This window comes from Vibrio sp. E14 (genome assembly GCF_020515785.1).
Classification (GTDB): domain Bacteria; phylum Pseudomonadota; class Gammaproteobacteria; order Enterobacterales; family Vibrionaceae; genus Vibrio; species Vibrio diabolicus.
Genome location: NZ_JAHPJI010000001.1, coordinates 365301 through 389708, shown reverse-complemented (window position 1 = coordinate 389708; position 24408 = coordinate 365301). Strand labels below are relative to the sequence as shown.

The following is a 24408-nucleotide window of genomic DNA, read 5'->3' as shown; positions in this document are numbered from 1 at the left end:
GGGGTGCGTTTGCACCCCATTTTGATCTCGCTTTATCGCTCTTTTTACTATGGTTTTGGAAAAAAGATTAACTCGTTATCTTGCACCATAACGCAATCCATACCCGCTGCATGCGCCGCTCGTTTACCTAGCTCGGTATCCTCGAATACAAGACATTGTGACGCTTCCAACCCAAGATGCTCGGCCGCCACCAAAAAGGTATCCGGAAAAGGCTTATGGTTCTCTACATCACTTGCTGTTACCACAACATCCAACTTGTCCAATAAACCGGAGTGGCTCAATAAGCGCATGGCACTTTCTCGTTGACTGCCAGTCCCGACCGCTATTTTCTTGTGGCCTAAATATTCTTCTAACACGATGTTAGTGCACGGAATAACGTCCCCGTGCAGCTCCATAGCAGCGAACGTTTCCATTTTAAATGTAGCGACGGTTTTAGGATCTAATGAAAGCTCATGCACACGGTTTAGCTCCTCAACAATTTTAAAGCTCGGCATGCCCCCTAAACTGTGAAACCACTCCTGACAAAACGGAAAATCAAAGCGATCTGCGGTTGCTTGCCAAGCAGCCAAATGGGCTGGCATGGTATCTATTAAAGTACCATCCATATCAAATATGAATCCCTCATAGGACCTAAAATCAATCGTGCTCATGTCTTTTCTTCTATTTGTACATCTGTGATGTTAATTTATCAGCTCTTTCAATCGTCCTTACCGGCATTTACTTATCATGCTCAAAATTTCGAACTCCGTCACAATTCAAGAGTGGGAAATTCAATTATCCCCAATTAGAGCTCAAGGAAATGGTGGCCAGAACGTTAACAAGGTAGCGTCCGCTATACATTTACGCTTTGATATCCGACATTCCAGCTTACCTGACTTCTACAAAGAACGATTACTTGCTCTTTCTGACAGTCGTATAACTAAAGATGGCGTGATCATCATCAAAGCGCAACAATTTCGCACGCAAGAACAAAATAAGGAAGACGCCCTGAATCGGCTTCAAGCTTTAATTAAAGCTGCCGCCTTACAGGAGAAGAAGCGTATTAAAACGAAACCAACCCGCGCTTCTCAACGCCGAAGACTTGATACCAAGAACAAGCATGGAGCGAAAAAGCAGCAACGTAAGAAAGTGCTGTATTAATGCATGTCGTTTTCTCGACATGTTAGTTGAACAACGTTTGCTAGCCCTTGGGAAATCTCATTGGATTTCTCTTTTTAGTTACTTATTCAGGAAACAACAATATGACTATTAGGCAAAAACTCTACTTCCTCGGAGTTATCGCCATTTTAGGCATCGTGGCCCTTTTGGGTACGTCATCCCATTTCGCCAATAAGAGCAATGAACTTAACCACGCCATCAAACTCGTTGGCGATCTAGAAATACGTTTACTCAACTTACGCAGAAACGAGAAAGATTTCTTACTGCGTAGTAATGACAAATACTTAAACAAATTTGATGCGAATGTTGATAAGTTTCTAAATACCGAAAAAGAGCTTGCGAGCATACTCACGAGCAATGAATTACCTTCCAGTCAACGATTCAAACAAGACCTTCTTGCATACCAAAAGGGCTTTCAGAATCTGGTCAGTGCTTACCAACGCTACGGACTTGATGCAAAGAGTGGCCTTCTTTCTGGTTACGAGCAAGCACTGTTAGAAGCCAAGCAACGCTCCGACCACCAGCAATTGCTGGCGTTGGTTCGTTTTGACTCTGCGGTAAAATCAGGTCAATTCAATAGTGATTTGCTTGTTGGTCTATATGCTCCGGAGCTCACCAAAACAGGTAAGCTAGTAGCGGCACAAAAACAAGTTGTAGGGGTCGCTTACGACCAAGGCCTACTTGGTGAAACTCGCGCATTATCTCATGCCGTAGAAGAGCAATTTGAAACCTTTTCGACAGCCCTTAGCTCTGCTGCTGCAAAGCGTGATGAACAAATGTCGACCATCAAGCAAGTCATTACTGCTCTGATCTTAGGTGTTATTTTCGCATTGATTTGGCAGATCTCTCGCTCAATCAATACACGAGTAAACAGCTTGCTTGGCACCATTCGAAGCATTAGCGAAACAAACAACATGGGACTGCGCTCTGACTTGAAAGGCAAAGATGAGCTATTTGATATCAGCCACCACCTCAATGATCTGTTGGATAAGCTTGAGCAGTTAATCAGTGGCACCCAAGAAAAATCGGCGCAGTTAACGGCCAGTACCGATAATATGCATCGTGAGCTAGAAGGGGTTATGGAGCAGTTCCATACTCAAACTGACCACACTGCATCGATGGCTACTGCGGTTCAGCAAATGGTGGCAACGATAGGTGAAATATCGGAAAGCACGTCGGTTGCGGTAGAGGGTGTACATCAAGCCGCGAATAATGCCGAACAAGGCCGAAGTGTTGTTGAAACCACTGTAACCAACATTGGTCAATTGACCAGTATTTTATCGAACAGTCAGCAGTCGATTGGCTCGTTGAACCAGCATGTAGATAAAATTGGTGGTGCGGTGAACATCATCCAAGAAATTGCGGAACAAACTAACTTACTGGCTCTCAATGCAGCAATTGAAGCCGCGCGAGCGGGCGAACAAGGTCGTGGCTTCGCCGTTGTTGCCGATGAAGTACGTGCCCTAGCTAGCCGAACTCATCAATCTACCGAGGAAATCACGCGAGTTGTTGTTGATATTCAAGCTCAAATGTCGACGGTCGTGGCGGATATTGATCAATGTAACGAGCAAGGACAACAAACGCTTAATGCCTCTGAAAAACTTGATTCTAGCCTGCAGCAGATCATCACTGACATGCATGCAATTCAAGGCAATTCGGAGCGCATTGCTTCTGCGATTGAGGAGCAAGGTATCGTGATGAACCAAGTTAGTGGCTCAATCACCGAGCTTAACGCGATATCTGAAAACAACATGCAATCCGCTCAGGAATGCTTGCACGAAGTGAACTCTGTTTCTGCTCAAGCTCATGATATGGACGAAGCCGTTGCACAATTTAAAACCGCGCTAAAATAACCTTCCCTACAAATAAAAAGCCCGAGGCAATCATTGCTTCGGGCTTTTTTTCGACTTTAACTTCGTGCTCTACTGTGCACAGCGGGTGTGATTACTCATCATCAAGAGGAACCAGCTTGGTGTTGCCGCCATGAACTTTCTCACGCTGTCTTTGCACCAGAGCGTAGAAGCCTGGGATCAAGAATGTACCTGCTAGAAGCACACACAATAGACCACCAATCAGCGACACGCCGAGCGAGTTTTGGCTCACGTGCCCTGCACCTGCGGCGAAGATCAGTGGGAAGATACCCAGGATAAACGACCAAGATGTCATATTCACAGCGCGGAAACGTAACGTGCCTCCTTTAACCGCTGCACTATCGATATCAGCATCTTTTTCTTCACGTTCTTGCTTGGCGAACTCCACAATCAAAATTGCGTTTTTCGCCGCCAAGGCTATGAGCAAGACAAGGCCAATTTGCGCATACAAGTTAAGCGGTGTCCCAGTCAGATTCAACGCCAAGAAGGAGCCTAACGTTGCTACTGGCACCACCAAAATGATGGCTAATGGAATACTCCAGCTCTCATATTGTGCAACCATGAACAAGTAAATGAAGATCAAAGCCAGCGCAAACGCATAAATGGCTTGGTTACCCGCAAGTACTTCCTGATAAGCCATGCCTGTCCATTCGTACGTGTAGCCCTGCGGAAGAACCTCTGCAGCAACGCGTTCCATTGCGGCAATCGCATCACCACTAGAGTAGCCCGGAGCTGGTTGGCCTTGAATGATAGCACTGCGGTACATGTTGTAACGCCATGCCACATCAGGCTCAAACACTTGCTCGTAGCTCACTAGCGTACTTAGCGGAACCATATCACCGTTCGAAGAACGAACATGGAAACGCTCTAGATCTTCCATGCTGCTACGGTGCTGGCTATCAGCTTGCATGGTTACGCGGAAGTTCTTACCAAACATGGTGAAGTCATTCACATAAAGCGAACCTAAGTTGCCTTGCAAGGTTTGGAAAATAGACGACAGTGAAATACCCAACTGCTGTGCTTTCTCACGGTCGATATCAACGTAGTAGTGAGGGACATTCGCGCGGAACGTACTAAACGTGTAGGCAATTTCAGGGGCTTGGTTGGCCGCTTGGATCATTTCTCCCATGACCATCGACAAATCGGTACGGCTTCGCCCTAGCGTATCTTCAAGCACAAACTCAAAACCAGACGCAGCGCCCATACCAGGAACCGCCGGAGGTCCCATCGCAAACACAACCGCTTGAGGCAACTCTGTTGCAGCACGACCGTTAATACGCGCCGCGATGGCATTGGCAGAGTGCTCCCCTTGCAACGAGTTACGAGTATCCCAGTCATGCAGTTTGATAAACACAGATGCACCGTTTGATGCTGCTGCGCCTGTCATAAACGAGTAACCGTTCGCAACCGTCACGCCATCCACACCAGGCTCTTCACCAATCATGTTCATTAAATCATTGGTGACTTCTTCAGTACGAGATAAAGAAGCTGAATCTGGTAGCTGAACGTTAACCAGCAAAATGCCTTTATCTTCTTGAGGAACAAACGCTGTTGAGGTGGTTTTCGCAAAGAAAGTTACCGCCGCGATAGCGACTATAAAGAACGTCACGAGCAGCAAAGATTTCTTCACCAAGAAACCAGCGACCTGACCATAACGCGTTGTGATACGCTCTAAGCCTCGGTTGAAAGCCTGGAACCAGTTAGCCGTGTTGCCCCCACCCTGCTTCAATACCAAAGAACAAAGTGCTGGAGACAGCGTCAATGCGTTAATGGATGAGATCACAACCGAAATACAGATGGTCAAAGCGAACTGGCGATACATGATACCAGTGATACCCGGCAGCATCGCGACTGGTATGAATACCGCAAGTAAAACCAAGGTCGACGTGATGATTGGGCCCGTTACTTCTTTCATCGCTAGCAATGTCGCTTTACGCGGTGAAATGGTTGGGTCTTTCGCCATGGTGGTATCGACGTTTTCGATAACCAGAATCGCATCGTCCACCACGATACCAATCGCGAGGATCAAGCCAAACAAAGTGACCGTATTGATGGTGAAGCCCGTCGCCTGCATGATGGCAAACGTACCAATCAGAGAAACGGGGATCGCAACAACAGGAATCAAAGTTGCGCGCGCACTACCCAAAAACAAGTAAGTTACAGCAATCACCAATAGAATCGCTTCAATCAGTGTTTTGACTACCCCTTTGATCGATTCAGATACGAACACGGTTGTATCGTAGCTGGTCTCATACGCCATGCCCTCAGGGAAGTTTTTACTCAAGTCCTCAAGCAGCTCCATGACGGCCTGACCACTTTCTAACGCGTTCGCATCCGATTGAAGAGACAATGCAACAATTGACGCGTCCTGACCACGGAATTTACCGTTACCATCGTAGAACTTTTTACCTAGTTCGACACGAGCGACATCTTTCAGATAAACCGTGGAACCATTTGGATTAGCTCGAAGGACAACGTTCTCAAACTCGCTCACGCTTTCCAAGCGACCTTTGGTCACAAGGTTAAACTGAACTTCTTGCGGATTGTTGTATGGTGCTGCACCAACACGCCCTGCCGCAACTTGAACGTTCTGTTCAGCCAAAGCGGCGTATACGTCTGACGTGGTTAGCTTAAGGTTGGCCATTTTTTCCGGATCTAACCAAACACGCATTGCGTATTCGCCACCACCAATCACGTTAACTTCACTAATGCCTTTCGCACGAGCCAGCTGATCTTTTACATTCAAGTTAATGTAGTTAATCAAGAACTGATCATCGTATTTGCCATCAGGTGAATAGAAGTTAAGTACCATCAGCAAGTCAGGTGAACGCTTTTTCACCGTCACACCAACCATGCGCACTTCTTGAGGCAGTTTTGACTCGATCTGTGACACACGGTTTTGCACGTTTACTTGCGCCATGTCTGGATCGGTCCCGACATCGAACGTAACGTTTAGGCTGTATGAGCCATCGTTCGCGCTCTTTGAAGACATGTAGATCATGTCCTCAACGCCATTGACCGACGTCTCTATGGGGTCCGCAATGGCCTGCTCGACAACTTCCGCACTCGCACCGGTGTAGTATGCCGAAACGCTGACTGATGGCGGACTTATCTGTGGGTACTCCGCCACTGGCAAAATCGCCAGTGAGATCGCGCCTGCTAGCGTTAATATGATCGAAATAACCAGCGCGAATTTAGGTCTCTGAATAAAGAAACGACTTAACATAGTGCCCCCTACTGCTTATCTTCAGCAGGTGTTTGAATGCGCACTTCTACACCATTACGCACACGCTGTAGGCCCTGTGTAATAACCGTATCTTCCTGTTCGAGGCCTTCTCGAATGATAATGCCTTGTTCAACCTGAGGTCCAAGCTCGACGTTACGACGCTCAGCCACACTTCCCTCAGCCATCACCATCACAAAGTCACCTTCTAAGTCAGTCTGTACGGCACGTCGTGGGATAACAATAACGTCTTTTGTGTTCTTATCTCTCAAGTTCACTTTGATGTGCTGACCCGGAAGTAACTTCTGCTCTGGGTTTGGCACTAGCGCACGCATTGCAATCGTACCAGTTTTGGTATCAATACGATTACCTAAGAAATCGAGCTTACCGAGATGCTCAAAAAACTGACCATTTTCCAGCTCAAGCTGAACTTCAACTCTGTTTGATTCTGCTGAGCCGTCGCCTTTGACTTGATCCATACCCATGGCTAAACGCTCGCGCTCACTCACACTAAATGAAGTATGCACTGGGTCTAAGCTCACCAATGTCGTCAGCACGCCAGATGAAGGGGAAACAAGATCACCAGTACTCACTTTGGTATCGCTAATGCGACCGCTGAACGGAGCTCGGATTTGAGTATAAGAAAGGTTAACTTCAGCAAGCTTAAGCTGAGCGTTTGCTGCTTCTAGCTCGGCTTTCGCACCAAGAAGTGCCGCAGTTAAGGCGTCAAACTCAGATTGAGAGATACTACCGCGAGGCAACAAGTTTTTACCTCGGGTGTGGTCTAGTTCCGCTTTTTTTAGCGCGGCTTTTGCTTGTGCAAGTGCCGCTTTAGCGCTCGCGACTTGTGCTTCAAAAGAAGATGGCTCGATAGAATAAAGAAGCTGCCCTTTTTCTACCATTTGCCCCTCTTCAAAGTGACGAGCTTTTAAATAGCCAGAAATCTGCGCGGTAATATTGGTATCTTCTACTGCTTCAATGCGACCGATATAAGACTTGCTCGGTTGGTAGTCGATAACCGTGACATCCTGAGTCACTACGAGAGGCGCTTGGCCTTCCCTTTGGGCATTATTAGCTTCCCCGCATCCAGCGAGGATTGCTGTAGCCGCCATTAGTGCGACAAGTGGTTTCTTTTGCATGTATTTACCGTCTTTATAGAACAGGATATTGTTGAATTCCCATCAACCTTACTCCTTGCTGCAACTGAAAACTTCACTCAAAAGCCCCCAAAATGTTTCTAAATGTAAACATGAGAAACAAAAAGAAAATAAAGTAATTTAGTTAACAGTGATATTTAACAAACAATATACAAGCAGCTCAGTCATAACTATTTGATATACACTCTCAGGCATCGTGCATTTAGAGGCGCCAGGAAACACTAAGTGAGATATCGTATAAAGACGGAAAGTGAGATTCGGTGCTCAAGATAAGAACGTTTTATGGTTAAAAAGACAAAAAATGACGCCTTCATACTCAAGACCCCGATTTTGACTATTTTTTTAATATAAATGGGTTATCATTCAATTAATTCAACGCCTTCGACAGAGAGGATGACTATGATTTCTAAATGGGCAAAACGCTTTTACCAGATGGCAGAACTAGTGGCGTCTTGGAGTAAGGACCCATCAACACAAGTCGGTGCAGTTATCACTAAACAGAATCGCATTGTATCTGTTGGATTTAATGGCTACCCGCACGGTGTTTCTGACAGTGTCGATACCGATGAACGCGAGTTGAAATATCTAAAAACACTGCATGCAGAAGAGAACGCAATTTTGTTCTCAAAACGTGATTTAGACGGATGTGATATTTGGGTGACGCATTTTCCATGTCCTAACTGCGCGGCAAAGATCATTCAAACAGGGATCTCACACGTGCACTGCCCTGAGCAATCTGAAGACTTTCTATCTCGCTGGGGAGATAAAATCCAAGTCAGCCAAGACATGTTCGATCAAGCGGGTGTGAAAGTCGACTGGCTACCACTAGAAGACATTGAAATTGAAGACAAAGACGTACGTTAATGTTTCGTTTTTGAATTTAAAAATAGCCCAGATGACTCTGGGCTATTTTTCCCCATTCAATCGACAAGAACCGCTCGACCTGGTCTGTTAACCGTGTTTTTTCGCGGTGATTTCAGCAATTTTGACGATGACAAGCACTGACTTCTCCATCATTTCAACCGAAATAAACTCATGAATCCCATGGAAGTTAAAACCACCAGTGAAGATATTCGGGCACGGCAACCCCATAAAAGATAAACGAGCGCCATCTGTACCACCACGAATAGGTTTTATAATCGGCTCCACATCACACGCTTCCATCGCTTGCTTCGCTAGCTCAATGATATGCGGGTAAGGCTCAACCATTTCTCTCATATTGTAATAGCTGTCTGTTATTTTCAGTTCTACAGAACCATGGCGTAAGCCCGCGTTCATGTCATCAACGAGTTTCTGCATAAAGGCTTTTCGCTCTTCAAGGCCCTGACGATCAAAGTCTCGGATAATGTAACCAAGTTCGCTTCGCGCCACGCCCATTTCTGCCGATTTTAAATGGAAGAACCCTTCGTAGCCTTCTGTTGTTTCGGGAGTTTGATCTTGAGGCATTTGAACCTGAAATTTCGCAGCCAAGTTCATCGCATTAACCATTTTACCTTTTGCAGTACCAGGGTGAACGCTGACACCATGAAAAATCACATCGGCGTTTGCCGCATTAAAATTTTCGTATTCCAGCTCACCTTGCGGGCCACCATCAATAGTGTATGCCCATTTCGCGCCAAACTTTTCAACATCAAATAAATCTGCGCCCCGGCCAATCTCTTCATCTGGTGTAAAGCCGATACAAATGTCGCCGTGTGGAATGTCTGGATTTTCTAGTAACAGCGCGACTGCAGAGAGAATCTCAGCAATACCAGCTTTGTTATCCGCGCCAAGTAATGTAGTGCCATCGGTAGTGATAAGATTGTGGCCATGTAGATGATGTAAATCTGGGTATTGCACCGGAGATAACACTTCATCCCCCAACCCTAGCGCAATATCGCCGCCTTGGTAATCTTCAATAAATTGCGGTTTTACGTTTTTTCCTGAGGCGTCAGGCGCGGTATCCATATGGGCAATAAAGCCTATAGGCGGCACCTCATAATCAACGTTAGCTGGCAGTCTAGCCATCAAGTAGCCATTTTTATCTAATGTCACATCACTTAAGCCAAGTTCGATCATCTCTTTCTTAAGCAACTCAGCAAACACAAGCTGACCAGGCGAGCTTGGGCAAAGCGTAACATGTGGATTTGATTGGGTATCGAACGTGACGTAGCGAAGAAATCTTTCAACTAAATGTTTCATATTTATTCTCATTGTTTTTATACGATGAGGCTTTATCAACCATCAGCAAGCTGACCTTACCTCATCAAACCTCAAGCTATGTTACGCTCTTAGCTCAATAAGAATTTGCTTTGAATCATTTTTTCATAAGAAAGGCTACTGCACATCCCCTCGTCAATTGAAGCATGAATCTAATCTAATAATTCCTCAGCTAGTACTCGCCACTCTTTTACCTTACCGCGAAAATGAAGCCATTGTTTATCGGTCATAGATTGAGAAATATCTAATGTCAGTTGATCGACCAGCACAAAGTTAGAATCAATATTTTTAGAAAGCTGCTCACTGTAATAGCTCTCTGGCTCGAACAACAGGCGCATAAATATATCCTGATAAGTGACAGCATTGGACTTGTTGTCGAACAGATATTCGAGCTCTTGATATATCGTTGCTCGATAACCTCTCCATAAAGGACTGTTAAGAGTGACTTGTTGAGAAAACGTTTGAGCTAATTGGCGCTGACTTTCTGATAGGCTTCCCAACCACTCTTCCATCCATTCTTCTGTGTTATCTAGAATAATTTCACGTATTTCATCTTCCGTTTTATCCGCATATTTTGCGTTTCGCTCTTGATAATGCTCTTGTACATTACTCAGAAATTCCCGTTCTTGATCTTTCGTTAACTGTAAACTCAAAGCAAAAAGGTCTGGTGCCGCTTTGCTTACCACTCTATCGTAATGCGCTCGCATTCTATCTCGATTTTCCTGCAAATAATTTAGGGTTATATCGCTCGCTTTTAATCTCTCAAGCTCTTTTAAATGATCGATATATAACGGTAACTCTTCTTTCTTATGCCATTCTGCTAACAATAATAAGCGTTCTTCGACCAAGACTTCTTGTTCACCTTGCAGAGAAACATAATCCTCTATGTAATCGATAACGAACCAATCGATATTGCTGTATAGAAACTTCTTCGTACATCCGGCAAGAAGAAATACGAAACAAAATAGAAGGCCATAACCAAGCCCCTTATTAGATACACCCTGTAATTTAGTCACTTATTCGTATTCCCTTTTCTATTGATTAAGTTCTATACTCAACTTGTATCACTTAATATTGCGGCAAACTTACACCAGTGTGACAAATATTGATTGCCACCTTAATAATATATAGAGTTTGAAATTAACTTTTTGATCACAGCTATCCGCAAAAAAGTGAGTTAGAGCGCAATTATCGGCTAAAAAATACACCGAACGACGCTCCTTATAACGGCATATAATTTGCATGGATGTTTTTTGGATGGTTTATGGAGGCGAAGTATGGCAGCCGCTGAGCAACTTGATACCAGTGTAGAATATGAGATTCGATATTTTGAACAGGGGAAAATGCACTGCATGAGAGTCATTGCTGAAAGCAAAAAAGTGGCTTATCAGTACTATTTAGAGTGCGGTAAGCACAACAGTGACTTGTACTCTATTCGCCCAGACAAATAAAAAAACCGCCTTAAAGGCGGTTTTTTTATTATTAAAATCACGCTAAACGATTGATTCCATTGGTGGTTTGGGATTGTTCTTCAACTGTATTATTTGATGTCGCCAAAGCGCTCAAGATAAAGAACGGTTGCCGCAGTACGAGAAGGAACTTGAAGCTTTTTAAGTAAACTCTTCATATGCACTTTAACCGTTGATTCAGAAATAAAAAGACGATCGGCAATCTGCTTGTTGCGGAAGCCTCTTGCCACCTCTCTTAAGATCTGCGTTTCGCGATCCGTCAGCGTATCAAAAACGTCCTCTTGTCCTGAACGCTCACTCAAATACTTAGAAACTTCTTGGCTGTAAGCTTTGTCGCCTTGATGCGCTTGTTTTAGCAACTCAACCAGCTCATCAGGCTCAGTATCTTTCAATAAATAGCCATCTGCGCCACTTCGAACTATTGCTTCTATGTCAGCAGGACTATCCGATACGGTTAAGATAACAATTCGAGCTTCACAACCATCAGCACGTAGCGCTTGTAAGGTATCGAGGCCTGACATGCCTTTCATATTGAGATCAAGAAGTACAAGATCCAGTTCCAGCTCATGCGCTTTCGCTACCGCATCTGCGCCATTACTTGCTTCTGCAACGACTTCAAACTCAGGCTCAAAGCTTAAAAGTTGGTGAATACCTCGTCGCATGAGTGGATGATCATCCACCAGCATTACTTTACACACTGTCACTGTTTACTTCCTTACTATGTTGGAATTCTAGTTTTACGGTACAGCCTTTGTTGATCGATGCTTCAATGTGAAGATCGGCATGCAGCCTAGCGGCTCGCTCTTGCATGATACTCATACCGTAATGATTTAATTTTTCGTCTTGATGTTCAAAGCCTATTCCATCATCGGTAACGGTTACTGTGACTTTTCCATCATTATCAAGACATTGAATGTGAATATTATCTGCTTGCGCATGCTTGATGGCATTAATTGCCGCTTCTCTTATCAACTGTAGTAAATGAACCTGCTGGTGTGCATCCAGTTCAGTTGAAGAAAGTCTATTTTTTAACGTAATGTCAGCGACGGTTTGTTCGTTGAGCGTTTCGACCATATCTTGCAATGCTTGGCCAAAACTACCCTCTTTAATCGTAAGACGAAACGTCGTCAGTAATTCGCGTAGTTGGGTATAAGCAGCAGATAAGCCCGTATCCAACTCGGCAATGACTTGATTCGCCTGAGCTATCGCTTTTTCATCAGGCAAATTCTTTACGCTTCTCTTTAATAAAGCGACCTGAATTTTTAAATAAGAGAGTGCTTGAGCTAATGAATCATGCAGTTCCCGAGCAATGGTGGCTCGCTCTTCCATCAGTAGGATTTGTTCTGCTTGGCGTTGGGCTCGATTGTAATACACGGCACGCGATAAAATCTGCACAAAGTTGTCAATCAGTGCCTCATTCGGACAAGGTAACCCGGCCTTCCAATACAAATAGCCTAAGTGCTCACCGTCCAACGTTAGAGCCTTACTGTGGCAATCTTCATCACAGTCGTGGCAGCATTCTTCCCCTTCCATCAATATCCAACTCGGTTCTCCCAATTGCTCTATTTCAAGTTTGACCGCTTTAATGCCTTCAAGACTTGCAATATGTTGTAATATGGCTTGGAAGTTATCCTGATTAATACGCGAAGCCGTTAACTCTTTCGACGAGTCATACAATACTTCTAAAGACTGATTCGCATGCTGTAATTTACGCGTTTTTTCATCAACCGCTTGTTCTAGCCCTCGGTATAACTTACCAAGGTCCGTCGCCATCCGATTAAAGGTTCGAGTCAGGATCCCCATTTCATTATCGCTGGATACATCAAGCGATATATTAAATGAGCGATTCTTAATTTGCTCGCTAGCAAAAACTAAAGCACGCAAAGGCCGTACAACTTCGAGGCGCACAAAATGGACAACAAACATACTGACACAAAGGATACCGCCTAACCCTAACCCGCCAATCCAAGCTAAGTTAATCAGCTTTTGCTCCGAAAAGCTTTGCAGCTTAAATACAAACTCATCGATCTGCTTTACAAAACCAGCCACTAGGAGTTGGTACTCCGCCGGGTTGTCTCCTCTCAACACCGACTTGAGCTCATGCCATCTCATAATAAGACGGTAGTAATCATGAGTAATGTCTTCTGGCACTGACCAATGCCGGAGTGCTTTCATGGAAGGTGAGTATATCGAATGTTCAAATGCGTCAATATGTGAAGAATAGTCAACAGATTTAACCTGAATATCATTCGCCAGACGGTAGCTTTGCATTCGCATTGAGCCAGCAACATTGACGGCTTCTGCATCATTCAAGCTTGACGCTAACGTAAAAATTGCAAAACCAGTCGTAGCAACTGAAAGCAGCAAAATAAGAAGCATCGCGGACGCAATCGTGCGCGTCACTGACTTTTTCACATTTTTAAACAATCTGAGTTCCTCGCCCATTAACAACCCTATTTGTACGTGCAATGAACCCATTACCTTTCAACTTTATCAATATGTGATCACCTGCGACGGAATTTATTGATCCAAAACAATATTGCATCCCATTTACCTCCTAAGAGGTATTTATACAAATATGTCAAAAACTACAATTTCGTTAGTTTAAATGACAGTTTATTAATGAAAATTGTGGACTATGCTTAGTTTGGGTTCCAAGTTTCGAGGTGACTAAGTGGTAGACCTTTCCAGAAGAAGACTCTTTGCAAGAAAAGCGCACCCCGACAACGCCGTACGTTTGCCTTGGTTAACCAAGCCAGAACAGTTTACGGACGATTGCACTCGCTGCGGTAAATGCATTGAGGCCTGCGAAACAAAGATTATAACTAAAAGTGATGGCGGATTCCCTTCGGTCGATTTTTCTATTGATGAATGCACATTTTGTTATCAGTGTGCAGACGCCTGTCCTGAGCCCCTTTTCTTGCCAAAAACAGAGCAACCTTGGCAAGCGAAAGCAAGCATCAATGATAGCTGCTTAGCAAAACAAAATGTCGAATGCCGAAGCTGTGGGGATATGTGCGACCCGATGGCAATTCAGTTCAAATTAGAGCTGGGGAAAGTAGCACAACCCAATTTAGACCTTGATGAGTGTAACGGCTGCGGCGCCTGTGTTTCAGTATGCCCGACTTCATCCATCAATGTGAGCAATATAACAGCCTAAGCCGTATGTCGTCGGCCAAAGGCAATAAATGAGAGAGCTATATGTCACTAAATGAAGTGCATATTTCAAGTTTGGTAGTACACGTACTGCCAGAACATCTGGACGAAATCAAACAACAGATCGAAGCACATGAAAATGCGGAAATCTATGGTGACAGTCCAGAAGGCAAGATTATCGTCGTGCTTGAAACCGAGAACCAAGGTTTTATCACAGACACTATCGATGCCATTAACAATTTACCGAATGTCTTGAGCACGGTATTGGTTTATCACCAAATCGAAACTGGGCTTGAAGAAACGGATGAAGAAGACACTGGAACACAACATTCCCAAATCGAGGGTGAAGTATGAAAATGACAAGACGTGCGTTTGTGAAAGCAAACGCGGCTGCATCAGCTGCTGCTGTCGCAGGTGTGACACTACCAGCATCTGCAGCCAACCTGATTGCAAGCTCTGATCAAACCAAAATCACATGGGACAAAGCACCTTGTCGTTTCTGTGGTACAGGCTGTTCTGTTCTTGTTGGTACTCAAAATGGTAAAGTGGTAGCAACACAGGGTGACCCAGAAGCACCAGTAAACAAAGGCCTAAACTGTATTAAAGGCTACTTCCTTTCTAAGATCATGTACGGTCAAGACCGTCTGACCCAGCCGATGCTGAGAATGAAAGATGGCAAATTCCACAAAGACGGTGAATTTACACCTATCTCTTGGGATGACGCTTTCGACATCATGGCTGAGAAATGGAAAGCTTCCCTCGAGAAAAAAGGTCCAACAAGCGTAGGTATGTTTGGCTCAGGCCAATGGACAGTAATGGAAGGCTACGCTGCGTCAAAGCTAATGAAAGCGGGCTTCCGTTCAAACAACATTGATCCAAACGCTCGTCACTGTATGGCTTCTGCTGTAGTTGGCTTTATGCGCGCATTCGGTATCGATGAGCCGATGGGTTGTTACGATGACTTTGAGAACGCAGACGCATTCGTTCTATGGGGCTCGAACATGGCAGAGATGCACCCTGTTCTATGGACTCGTATTACTGACCGTCGCCTAAGTCACCCTCACGTTAAAGTGAACGTGCTTTCTACTTACTACCACCGTTCATTTGAGTTGGCAGATCACGGCTACATTTTTAATCCACAGTCTGACCTAGCGATTGCTAACTTCATCGCGAACTACATCATCGAAAACGATGCGGTAAACTGGGACTTCGTGAACAAGCACACTAACTTCACTCAAGCAGATACCGACATCGGTTACGGCCTACGTGACGATGATCCGCTACAAAAAGCAGCGAAGAATCCTAACTCAGGCAAACTAACGTCTATCTCTTTCGAAGAGTACAAAAAGTCTGTTGCACCTTACACCGCTGAGAAAGCCTCTGAAATCTCTGGTGTTGAAAAAGAAAAGCTTATCGAGCTTGCGAAGCAATACGCCAATCCAAATACGAAAGTAATGTCACTTTGGACAATGGGTATGAACCAACATACTCGTGGCGTGTGGATGAATAACTTGGTTTACAACATCCACCTACTAACCGGTAAGATCTCGACTCCGGGTAACAGCCCATTCTCACTAACGGGTCAACCATCTGCGTGTGGTACCGCTCGTGAGGTTGGTACTTTCGCTCACCGTCTACCTGCAGACATGGTAGTAGCTAACCCGAAACACCGTAAGATTGCGGAAGACATCTGGAAACTGCCAGAAGGGACGATTCCACCAAAACCTGGCTTCCACGCCGTATTGCAAGACCGCATGTTGAATGATGGTGTTCTGAACTGTTACTGGGTTCAATGTAATAACAACATGCAAGCGGGTCCAAACATCAACACAGAACGTCTTCCAGGTTACCGCAACCCTGAAAACTTCATCGTTGTGTCTGACCCATACCCAACAGCGACAGCACAAGCAGCAGACCTTATTCTTCCAACAGCAATGTGGATTGAGAAAGAAGGTGCTTACGGTAACGCAGAGCGTCGTACTCAAGCTTGGTACCAACAAGTGGGCACGGTCGGTCAGGCAAAATCTGACCTGTGGCAGCTAATGGAGTTCTCGAAACGCTTCAAAATGGAAGAAGTGTGGCCTGAAGAGCTACTAGCGAAAGCGCCTCAGTACCGTGGTAAAACCATGTACGACGTACTATACCGCAATGGTAATGTCGACAAGTTCCCTATCGAAGAAGCTCGCGAATTGAATGACGATGCCCACCACTTCGGTTTCTATGTTCAAAAAGGTCTGTTTGAGGAATACGCAACTTTTGGCCGTGGTCACGGGCATGATTTAGCACCATACGACCGTTACCATGAAGTGCGTGGTCTACGTTGGCCAGTTGTTGATGGTAAGGAAACACAATGGCGCTTTAAAGAAGGTTCTGACCCATACGCAAAAGAAGGTTCTGGTTGGGATTTCTACGGCAATGCTGACGGCAAAGCGAAGATTATCTCTGCACCATATGAAGCGCCACCAGAAGTGCCAAACGATGAGTTTGATATGTGGCTATGTACTGGCCGTGTTCTTGAACATTGGCACACAGGCACCATGACTCGTCGTGTACCTGAGCTATACAAAGCAGTACCAGACGCAGTGTGTTACATGCACCCTGAAGACGCAAAAGCGCGTAACGTGCGTCGTGGTGAAGAAGTACTCATGGCAAACAAACGCGGCGAAGTACGCGTTCGTGTTGAAACTCGCGGTCGTAACCGTCCGCCAAAAGGTTTGGTATTCGTACCGTTCTTTGATGCTCGTATTTTGATTAACAAGCTCATCCTAGATGCGACTGACCCACTGTCTAAACAGACAGACTTTAAGAAGTGTCCAGTCAAAATCACTAAGATTGCTTAACCTTCAGATACCGAATGCTACGGCCGTCACTATGGCGGCCTAATAAAGAATTTAAGCCATAAAGGCGGAGATGAAATGATGAAAAAATTACTTGTCGCACTTTTATCTGTAGGTGCTTTAGTGACAGGCATTGCGCAAGCTGAGTTAGATAATCCAGGTGGCATTGGTGGTCTAGAGTCTCTACGTGGAATGTCTCAATTGGAAGACACACGCCCAGCAGATGAGTTCAAAGACTTCCCAAAAGACCAGATTGTTGAAGATAGCTTTGTTTATCAACCACCGTTGATCCCACACAGCATCCGTCACTACGAAGTATCGTTAAATGCTAACAAGTGTCTTGCGTGCCACAGCTGGAAAAATGCAAAAGAGTCAGGCGCGACTAAAATTAGCGTAACGCACTATGTAAACCGAGAAGATGCTGTATTGGCGGATATGTCTCCTCGTCGTTACTTCTGTTTGCAATGCCACGTGCCGCAAACTAATGCTAAGCCACTAGTTGAAAACAAGTTCGAGGCAGTTGATTCGCTTCAGTAATTGAAACGCGAGTACGAAGAGGTTATTTATGAAAATACTTAAAGCGTTTTGGAAAAGACTGAAGAACCCAAGTAAAGCTGCCGCTGGTGTGGTTTTGTTCTTAGGTTTTGCTGGCGGTCTTTTGTTTTGGGGCGCATTCAACACAGGTATGGAGGCAACCAACACAGAAGAGTTCTGTTCTGGCTGTCACGCACCAATCGTTGCTGAAATTCAAGAAACAATTCACTACTCTAACCGTTCTGGTGTTCGTGCCATCTGCTCAGACTGTCACGTTCCTCATGAATGGACAGATAAGATCGTTCGTAAAGTACAAGCATCCAAAGAGCTATTCGCTCACTATGTTCTACGTACTATCGATACACCAGAGAAGTTCCAAGAGCGTCGAGGACACCTTGCTGAGCGAGAGTGGGCGCGAATGAAAAAGAATGACTCTCTTGAGTGTCGTAACTGTCACGAGTTTGATTACATGGATTACTCTCAACAAGGCTCACGAGCAGCGGAGCAGCACTCTACTGCGCTAGCTTCTGGAGAGAAAACCTGCGTAGATTGTCACAAAGGCATCGCGCACAAACTACCGGACATGAGCGGCGTTGAAGGCTGGCACTAAGGAGACTTCCCATGAGTACTTTAGAATCTGTAATTTGGCATATCCTTGGCTATAGCGCCATGCCTGTGATTATTCTTTCCGGCTTTGTGGCAGTAGCAGCAATCTCTCTCTGGCTGCTGTCATTTGGTAAGGATAAAGAGGTGTAACGTAACGCACTTCTACCCGTCAACTTGCCTATTTGTTGACACTAAGCGCTGAGTATCTACTCGGCGCTTTTTTATTCACCGTCACTTTCGACCCAAAATGTCCTCAACCGATACATATATTCAATCGGTGTAATAAGGTAGCCAGTAACGACCAAAAAAAGCGACCATAAAGGTCGCTAAAATTTACTGCTATAGGGAGTTGTTTAAGGCTCTTTAACTGGCAGAACCTGCTTGACGTATTGCCCTGGCGCTTCATCGATTGCTGGGTGGTCTTCCGAGCCAATAGGGAATGGTTCGACTTGCTCTTTTGGATTGAATTGAAGTAGCCATTCATTCCAATGTGTCCACCACGACCCCTCTTTGTGCTCGGCATTATTCAACCACTCGTCAGCCGAATCATCCAAAGTATCGTTCAACCAATAACCATACTTATTTTTCGCTGGAGGGTTCACGATACCCGCAATATGACCCGACTCACCGAGAACAAACGTTTTGTTGCCACCAGTGTTCAGTGCACCACGATAAGTTCCCTGCCATAACGCTATATGGTCTTCTTTCGTTGATACAAAATAGCTAGGAATTTTGATCTTATTTAGGTCAATCCATACCCCACCAATTTTGACGCCTTTGTCTTGCACTAGCTTATTCTCTAAATAGAGCTCACGAAGCAAGAAGTTATGGGAGGCGGCACTCACGTTGGTGCTGTCACTGTTCCAGTACAACAAGTCAAAATCGACTGGGCTGTTACCCTTTAAGTAGTTGTCGACATAGTAGTTCCAGTACAAGCTGTTTTCGCGCAGTAAGCTGAATGTGACGCTTAATGAACGACCGTCCATATACCCTTTTGCGTTGTTTTGCGCCTCAATTGCACTCACAATGGTGTCATTGATGTACGCACCAACTTCGCCTGGCTGAGAAAAGTCGAGCAATGTGGTGAAGAAAGTCGCTGACTTAATACGCTTCTTCATACGTTTTGCCGCATAGTACGCAACCGTGCTCGCCAGAACCGTACCACCAATACAGTAACCAGCCGCGTTGATTTGCTCTTGGCCCGTTATATCTTCAATTGCGGCGACGGCTTTGACGACGCCTTCTGTCACATAGTCACCAAACTCTACATGCGCTTGTGCCTTGCCTGGGTTGCGCCAAGACATCATAAATACGCTATGTCCCTGCTCTAGCAACCATCGAACCATTGAGTTCTTCGCTGTTAAGTCAAGGATGTAGTATTTATTAATGAAAGGCGGAACGATGAGCAGTGGCGTCGCGTTCACTTTCTCTGTTAGAGGTCGATATTGAATCAACTCAAATAATTCGTTTTGAAAAACCACATCGCCCGGGGTGGTCGCAACGTCATCACCCACACGGAACGCATTGTTGTTCGTCATACGAATTTTCAAAATGTCCGCACTGGACTCAACGTCTTCTTTTAACTGCTCTAAGCCAGCCAGCAGGTTTTGACCGTTTTGCTCAAGTGTCAGTTTCAAGAGTTCCGGGTTCGTCGCGATGAAATTCGAGGGGGAAAGTGCATTGATGGCTTGACGAGAAAAGAAAAGTATTCGCTCTTTAGATTTTTCATCCAAACCTTCGAGTGACTCAATTGTATCTAAATAAGTCTTACTGAATAACAGGTAGGATTGCTTAATGAAGCTATACATCACCTCATTTTGCCACGCTTCATTAGAAAAACGCTTGTCCCCTTTTTCTGCTTCGATGACCTGTTTTTGATTACCCGCCAACGCGACATTCTGCCAAATTTGTAGCTGCTGTTCCCACCATTCTGCTTGCAGTTTTAAGATCGCAGCAGGCTGATTTACAGCTTGTTCGAAGAGTTTGGCAGTGTCTTCCAAGTTCACTTCTTGCATGGCCTTATTTAAAGGAGAGTTCACGACTGCCTTGTTCACTTCGAAATCATGCCACCACTGTTGATTGGTTTGTTGAAGCTGTACAAGATAGTCCGAAAAGAAGTGCTGAAACATAGTCTTACTCCTATATTCGGAAAAAACAACGCCGCCCAAATTAGGGTCTAGAGGCCCTAAGGCGGCGAGAATCGGACAAATTACGCTGGAGTAACAGTCTTTAGATTTTCCGAAGTCATTTTCTCAACGTCTTCTTTGAACTCCTTTGCAATAGCTTGAAGCTTGTTGCTGTCATCCATCATTTGTTGAGAAAGCTTAGTAAGAACGCTTAGTTGCTGACTGTTGAAAGCAGTCAATGACGTTACGTCTTTGATTTCTGATGCCGCTTTCATTTGGTTCAGACCCACTTCGCTGTAAGTACGAATTGCATTCAGTTGAAGCTCAGTCAACACTTCTACGTTTTTTGTCACTAGCTTGTTGAACTTCAAGTAAGGTTCTAGATTTTTTTCAGTTTGATCGCTAAAGGTTTTGAAGAAATCTGTGTACATGGTTTATCTCCTAGAGAAAGAATTAAAAATGTCCGTTTAAATAATTACTTAACTGCTTTTATAACCACAGCCGTCCCCATGCCGCCGCCCACACAAAGTGATGCGACACCATATTGACCATTTTGCTTATGAAGCTCGTGAACAAGCGTCACTAAGATTCGGTTGCCCGATGCACCAAGTGGGTGACCTAACGCGATAGCACCACCATTAAAGTTCGCTTTATCTTGAATCGCGTTAACGGGAACTTGGTTGGTTTCCGCCAACTGATGAATCACGCCAAGTGCTTGCGCGGCAAATGCTTCGTTTAACTCGTAAACGTCAATGTCGTTTACCGTTAATTCTGCTTTTGCTAATGCTTTATTGACTGACTCCACTGGACCTAGACCCATGATTTTCGGATCAAGTCCCGATTGCGCATAGCTTACGATCTCAGCAATAGGCGTGAGTCCATGTGCTTTAACTGCGCTCTCAGACGCGACGATAATTGCACTCGCACCATCGTTAATACCTGATGCATTCCCCGCAGTCACAGTGCCTTCACGGTCAAAAGCAGGGCGCAGCTTGCTTAACGCTTCCATGGTCGCATTAGCCTTTGGGTATTCGTCGGTATCGAATAGCACCGTTTCACGGCGTTGCTTTACTTCTACGGGCACAATTTCGTCTTTGAATTTGCCCGCTTCGATCGCCGCCACCGCTTTCTGTTGGCTAGACAGCGCATACTCGTCTTGCTGTTGACGGGTTAGGCCGATTTCTTTTGCAACGTTTTCTGCCGTCACACCCATGTGATATTGGTTGTAAACGTCGGTTAAACCGTCCGCTACGAGCAGGTCTTTCAGCTCTAGGTTGCCCATTTTGTTGCCATCACGAATACTACTTGGCGCGGCAAACGGAATCTGAGACATGACCTCAACACCTGCTGCAACAACAATCTCTGTATCGCCACTACGGATATGTGAAACTGCATCCATGACCGTTTTCATGCCACTGCCGCAAACCATGTTTACGCCATACGCAGGAACCGCGTCCGGAACCCCAGCGAACAATGCCGCCTGACGACCAACCCCCATGCCTTGACCTGCGCCGACAACGTTGCCAACAATGACTTCGTCAATCTTGTCGCCATTCAACTTCGCCGCTTCTAACGCGCCTTTAATCGCTACTGCTGCCAAATTGCCAGCAGAGGTATTTTTCAGGCTACCACCAAAGGCGCCAATTGGAGTGCGCTTCGCTGCTACGATAAACACTTTTTCCATCATCTTCTCTCCTTAGTGCATGTATAGGCCGCCGTTCACCGACAAAGTCTCACCGGTGATATAGGCCCCTGCATCGCTGACCAAGAAGCTCACTGATGCTGCAATTTCTTCTGGTGTAGCAAGACGTTTCATTGGGATTTGATTCGTGATGGATTCCAATACTTCTGGCTTCATTTGCTCAACCATTGGTGTACCAGTGTAACCTGGCGCAATAACATTTACTGTCACACCCGAGCGAGCACCTTCATACGCCAACGCTTTAGAGAAACCTATCATCCCAGCTTTCGCCGCCGAGTAGTTTGCTTGACCAAACTGCCCTTTTAGGCCATTGACTGAGGAGATATTAATGACACGACCACCGCCTTTTTCGCACATCGCAGCGAACAGAGGTTGCGTAACGTTGAATAGACTATTGAGGTTGGTATTAATGACGTCATTCCAAGCTTGCGCAGTCATCTTTTTAAACACGCCATCACGTGTGATACCTGCGTTGTTGATAACGACATCAATGGTCCCTTCTTCCTCAAGCAATTGCGCTAACTTTTCTGCACACTCTGCAGTGTTTGTTACGTCCAACTCAAAAAGGCGAACCTGATCTTTGGTAAACCCTTTACTGTTGAACCACTCCAACGCACATTCATAGTTTCCTGTGGAATAAGTAGCGATTACACGGTAACCATCATTCACTAATTGAGAGGAAATAGCAGAACCAATTCCGCCTTTTGATCCGGTGATCAAAGCGACTTTCTTCATCGAAGACTCCATTCTTAACGGCATTTAAAAAAGCAAACTAAATACACTGATGAAATACATCACCAACTGACGTGTTTATTTATTCTTTTGGCTATCAATCCTGTGATGCCTTTTATTTTAATTTAAACCAGAAATATTACATTTCAAATAAAAAACTAATCCATTTGCATAAGATTGATTTAGATCTCATTAAACATGAAATGTTATAAAATGATTAACTCTTTATAAGTCATTGTTTTAAATAAAATAAAGTTAAACACAAGCTTATCAGAACATAAATTTAAGCATTATTTATCAATAAGTTACATACCGAACAGTGGACATTACATCATCTCATGATTTCAGATACAACTCTCATGCTGAGAGTTGTTCTCTATAAATACGATTAAAATAATAATTCAAATATCAATATAAGCAATTGTCAGTAATATCATTTAATTACTAACTTAAATGATATTTAAGACAGTATAAACTTAATTTTACATTTATAGTTTCGTTTATGAAAAGTGGTATATTTAGAATGTAAACAATAGAAGAAAACGTCTCATTTTGGTGCAGTTCGCACTATTATGACGCAACAATTAAAAAATAATTTCAGTTTTATTTTAAATATCTAAATAACATCAATTAACTAGCATTTAACGTATCGAATCACTTTTTATCTATTGAAGTACCAGTACGGTGCAATATTCGGTGGTACCATCTCCTAAAGCAATCATCTAGATTCTTTACCCCAAGTAAATTGATGTTGTACCCAAATGGCGTCAAGATGCAGGAGTCATGTCGGTGACATGCTCCGAAGGGCGAGTTGCCTTTTCCCACAGCCTTTGTTAACGATTTTCGATTTAGAACCACTAGATCTTCAAATCGTTGCCGTGCCTGTGAGCCAAGTCATTCTCGCTGAACCTGGCACCTTGAGGTTATTTGAGGATATTTGGGGATAGTATCCTTTATCAATTTGCACTATCTTTGTGGCTTCTATCAAATCACTTAGTTATCAACAAACATGAATCTTGCATTGCTCAGTATGTTCATCCCTACCTTCTTTTTTGTCTCAATTACACCAGGAATGTGCATGACGCTCGCCTTAACGCTAGGAATGAGTATCGGTTATCGCCGCACATTATGGATGATGATTGGTGAACTCGTCGGTGTCGCGCTGGTTTCAGTCTCGGCCGTATTAGGGATCGCAGCGATCATGCTCAACTATCCTTGGATGTTTATCGCACTAAAGTTTATTGGTGGCGGCTACTTACTCTATCTTGGTGTAGAAATGTGGCGATCTCGAGGTAAGTTAGCAATAAATGTCGATAATTTAGAAAAACCCAGAAGTGGCAACGTCGCGCTCATCATGCAAGGCTTCGTTACCGCTATCGCAAACCCAAAAGGCTGGGCATTTATGATCTCTCTACTGCCGCCTTTTATCGATCAAAATGCGGCTCTTGCTCCACAGCTAATCGTGCTTGTCTCCATCATTCTTCTTTTTGAGTTCATTTGTATGTCTCTGTATGCCACGGGTGGTAAAGGACTGAAACGCGTGTTGGGTCAATCAAAGAATGTGCGCCTGATGAACCGTATCGCGGGCACTTTAATGATGGGGGTTGGTGTTTGGCTATTACTGAGCTAAAGCAACGC

Annotated in this window: 22 protein-coding genes; 11 read left to right on the top strand and 11 right to left on the bottom strand. The window is 44.6% G+C overall.

The genetic code is table 11. The features are described 5' to 3' along the window. Positions 1 to 47: 47 nt before the first annotated feature. A complete protein-coding gene (locus LIX84_RS01800) occupies positions 48 to 650 on the bottom strand; it encodes a beta-phosphoglucomutase family hydrolase (protein ID WP_226420458.1) in 603 nt (200 codons plus the stop codon). 76 nt (positions 651 to 726) lie between these two features. Between LIX84_RS01800 and arfB the strand changes: the two genes are divergently transcribed. Both arfB and LIX84_RS01790 read left to right on the top strand, forming a co-directional pair. Then, entirely contained in the window at positions 727 to 1140 is a 414-nt protein-coding gene (gene arfB, locus LIX84_RS01795; protein ID WP_005396137.1) for an alternative ribosome rescue aminoacyl-tRNA hydrolase ArfB, read from the top strand. 101 nt (positions 1141 to 1241) lie between these two features. After that, a complete protein-coding gene (locus LIX84_RS01790) occupies positions 1242 to 3011 on the top strand; it encodes a methyl-accepting chemotaxis protein (RefSeq protein WP_226420457.1) in 1770 nt (589 codons plus the stop codon). Between the two features lie 91 nt (positions 3012 to 3102). Here LIX84_RS01790 and vmeZ read toward each other — a convergent pair whose 3' ends face one another. Next, a complete protein-coding gene (vmeZ, locus tag LIX84_RS01785) occupies positions 3103 to 6255 on the bottom strand; it encodes a multidrug efflux RND transporter permease subunit VmeZ (RefSeq protein WP_046875892.1) in 3153 nt (1050 codons plus the stop codon). An 8-nt stretch (positions 6256 to 6263) separates the two neighbouring features. Continuing rightward, a complete protein-coding gene (gene vmeY / locus LIX84_RS01780) occupies positions 6264 to 7391 on the bottom strand; it encodes a multidrug efflux RND transporter periplasmic adaptor subunit VmeY (RefSeq protein ID WP_005396140.1) in 1128 nt (375 codons plus the stop codon). A 417-nt stretch (positions 7392 to 7808) separates the two neighbouring features. Here vmeY and LIX84_RS01775 point away from each other — a divergent pair, with 417 nt between their 5' ends. Next, entirely contained in the window at positions 7809 to 8273 is a 465-nt protein-coding gene (locus tag LIX84_RS01775; protein WP_005373515.1) for a dCMP deaminase family protein, read from the top strand. An 87-nt stretch (positions 8274 to 8360) separates the two neighbouring features. On the opposite strand, the gene pepT is transcribed toward LIX84_RS01775, so the two are convergent. Together pepT and LIX84_RS01765 are read right to left on the bottom strand one after the other, a co-directional pair. Further along, on the bottom strand, positions 8361 to 9590 hold the full coding sequence (pepT, locus tag LIX84_RS01770) for a peptidase T (protein ID WP_048624837.1): 1230 nt from the start codon (positions 9588 to 9590) through the stop codon (positions 8361 to 8363). A 170-nt stretch (positions 9591 to 9760) separates the two neighbouring features. Further along, on the bottom strand, positions 9761 to 10624 hold the full coding sequence (locus LIX84_RS01765; protein WP_226420456.1) for a DUF6279 family lipoprotein: 864 nt from the start codon (positions 10622 to 10624) through the stop codon (positions 9761 to 9763). 261 nt (positions 10625 to 10885) lie between these two features. Between LIX84_RS01765 and LIX84_RS01760 the strand changes: the two genes are divergently transcribed. Continuing rightward, positions 10886 to 11059 carry a hypothetical protein gene (locus LIX84_RS01760; RefSeq protein WP_005373524.1) on the top strand — a complete coding sequence of 58 codons (174 nt, stop codon included), beginning with the start codon at positions 10886 to 10888 and terminating at the stop codon, positions 11057 to 11059. 89 nt (positions 11060 to 11148) lie between these two features. Here the strand turns inward: LIX84_RS01760 and LIX84_RS01755 are convergent, their stop codons facing one another. Together LIX84_RS01755 and narQ are read right to left on the bottom strand one after the other, a co-directional pair. Beyond that, entirely contained in the window at positions 11149 to 11781 is a 633-nt protein-coding gene (locus LIX84_RS01755; protein WP_005398453.1) for a response regulator, read from the bottom strand. Beyond that, on the bottom strand, positions 11768 to 13504 hold the full coding sequence (gene narQ / locus LIX84_RS01750) for a nitrate/nitrite two-component system sensor histidine kinase NarQ (protein WP_226420455.1): 1737 nt from the start codon (positions 13502 to 13504) through the stop codon (positions 11768 to 11770). The genes LIX84_RS01755 and narQ overlap by 14 nt, the downstream gene beginning before the upstream one ends. 247 nt (positions 13505 to 13751) lie before the next feature. On the opposite strand from narQ, the gene napF reads away from it, so the two are divergent. The 6 genes from napF (at position 13752) to LIX84_RS01720 (ending at position 18360) form a co-directional block, all read left to right on the top strand. Continuing rightward, positions 13752 to 14237 carry a ferredoxin-type protein NapF gene (gene napF, locus LIX84_RS01745; protein WP_005398455.1) on the top strand — a complete coding sequence of 162 codons (486 nt, stop codon included), beginning with the start codon at positions 13752 to 13754 and terminating at the stop codon, positions 14235 to 14237. A 41-nt stretch (positions 14238 to 14278) separates the two neighbouring features. Further along, on the top strand, positions 14279 to 14587 hold the full coding sequence (locus tag LIX84_RS01740; RefSeq protein WP_005398456.1) for a chaperone NapD: 309 nt from the start codon (positions 14279 to 14281) through the stop codon (positions 14585 to 14587). Beyond that, positions 14584 to 17073, top strand: a complete 2490-nt coding sequence (napA, locus tag LIX84_RS01735) for a periplasmic nitrate reductase subunit alpha (RefSeq protein ID WP_006741149.1) — start codon at positions 14584 to 14586, stop codon at positions 17071 to 17073. Before LIX84_RS01740 ends, napA begins: the two co-directional genes overlap by 4 nt. Positions 17074 to 17151: 78 nt before the next feature. Continuing rightward, positions 17152 to 17607: a nitrate reductase cytochrome c-type subunit gene (locus LIX84_RS01730; protein ID WP_031780699.1), complete on the top strand. Its 456-nt coding sequence runs from the start codon at positions 17152 to 17154 to the stop codon at positions 17605 to 17607. A gap of 28 nt (positions 17608 to 17635) precedes the next feature. Next, positions 17636 to 18214, top strand: coding sequence for a NapC/NirT family cytochrome c (locus LIX84_RS01725; protein WP_005398274.1), 579 nt, complete (start codon positions 17636 to 17638; stop codon positions 18212 to 18214). Positions 18215 to 18225: 11 nt separating this feature from the next. Further along, positions 18226 to 18360, top strand: coding sequence for a TIGR02808 family protein (locus LIX84_RS01720; protein WP_005373546.1), 135 nt, complete (start codon positions 18226 to 18228; stop codon positions 18358 to 18360). A 203-nt stretch (positions 18361 to 18563) separates the two neighbouring features. On the opposite strand, the gene phaC is transcribed toward LIX84_RS01720, so the two are convergent. The 4 genes from phaC to LIX84_RS01700 all read right to left on the bottom strand — a co-directional run bounded on the left by phaC (position 18564) and on the right by LIX84_RS01700 (position 22773). After that, positions 18564 to 20339 (bottom strand): class I poly(R)-hydroxyalkanoic acid synthase, encoded by a 1776-nt coding sequence (gene phaC, locus LIX84_RS01715; protein ID WP_226420454.1) that lies wholly within the window; start codon positions 20337 to 20339, stop codon positions 18564 to 18566. Between the two features lie 80 nt (positions 20340 to 20419). Continuing rightward, the gene (locus tag LIX84_RS01710) at positions 20420 to 20767 is read right to left on the bottom strand and encodes a phasin family protein (protein ID WP_005398278.1); all 348 of its coding nucleotides are present in this window, start codon (positions 20765 to 20767) and stop codon (positions 20420 to 20422) included. Positions 20768 to 20811: 44 nt separating this feature from the next. Then, positions 20812 to 22020 (bottom strand): acetyl-CoA C-acetyltransferase, encoded by a 1209-nt coding sequence (locus LIX84_RS01705; protein WP_226420830.1) that lies wholly within the window; start codon positions 22018 to 22020, stop codon positions 20812 to 20814. A gap of 12 nt (positions 22021 to 22032) precedes the next feature. Further along, positions 22033 to 22773 (bottom strand): SDR family oxidoreductase, encoded by a 741-nt coding sequence (locus tag LIX84_RS01700; RefSeq protein ID WP_226420453.1) that lies wholly within the window; start codon positions 22771 to 22773, stop codon positions 22033 to 22035. Positions 22774 to 23779: 1006 nt separating this feature from the next. Here LIX84_RS01700 and LIX84_RS01695 point away from each other — a divergent pair. Beyond that, positions 23780 to 24400 (top strand): LysE family translocator, encoded by a 621-nt coding sequence (locus tag LIX84_RS01695; protein WP_048624835.1) that lies wholly within the window; start codon positions 23780 to 23782, stop codon positions 24398 to 24400. Positions 24401 to 24408 lie beyond the last annotated feature (8 nt).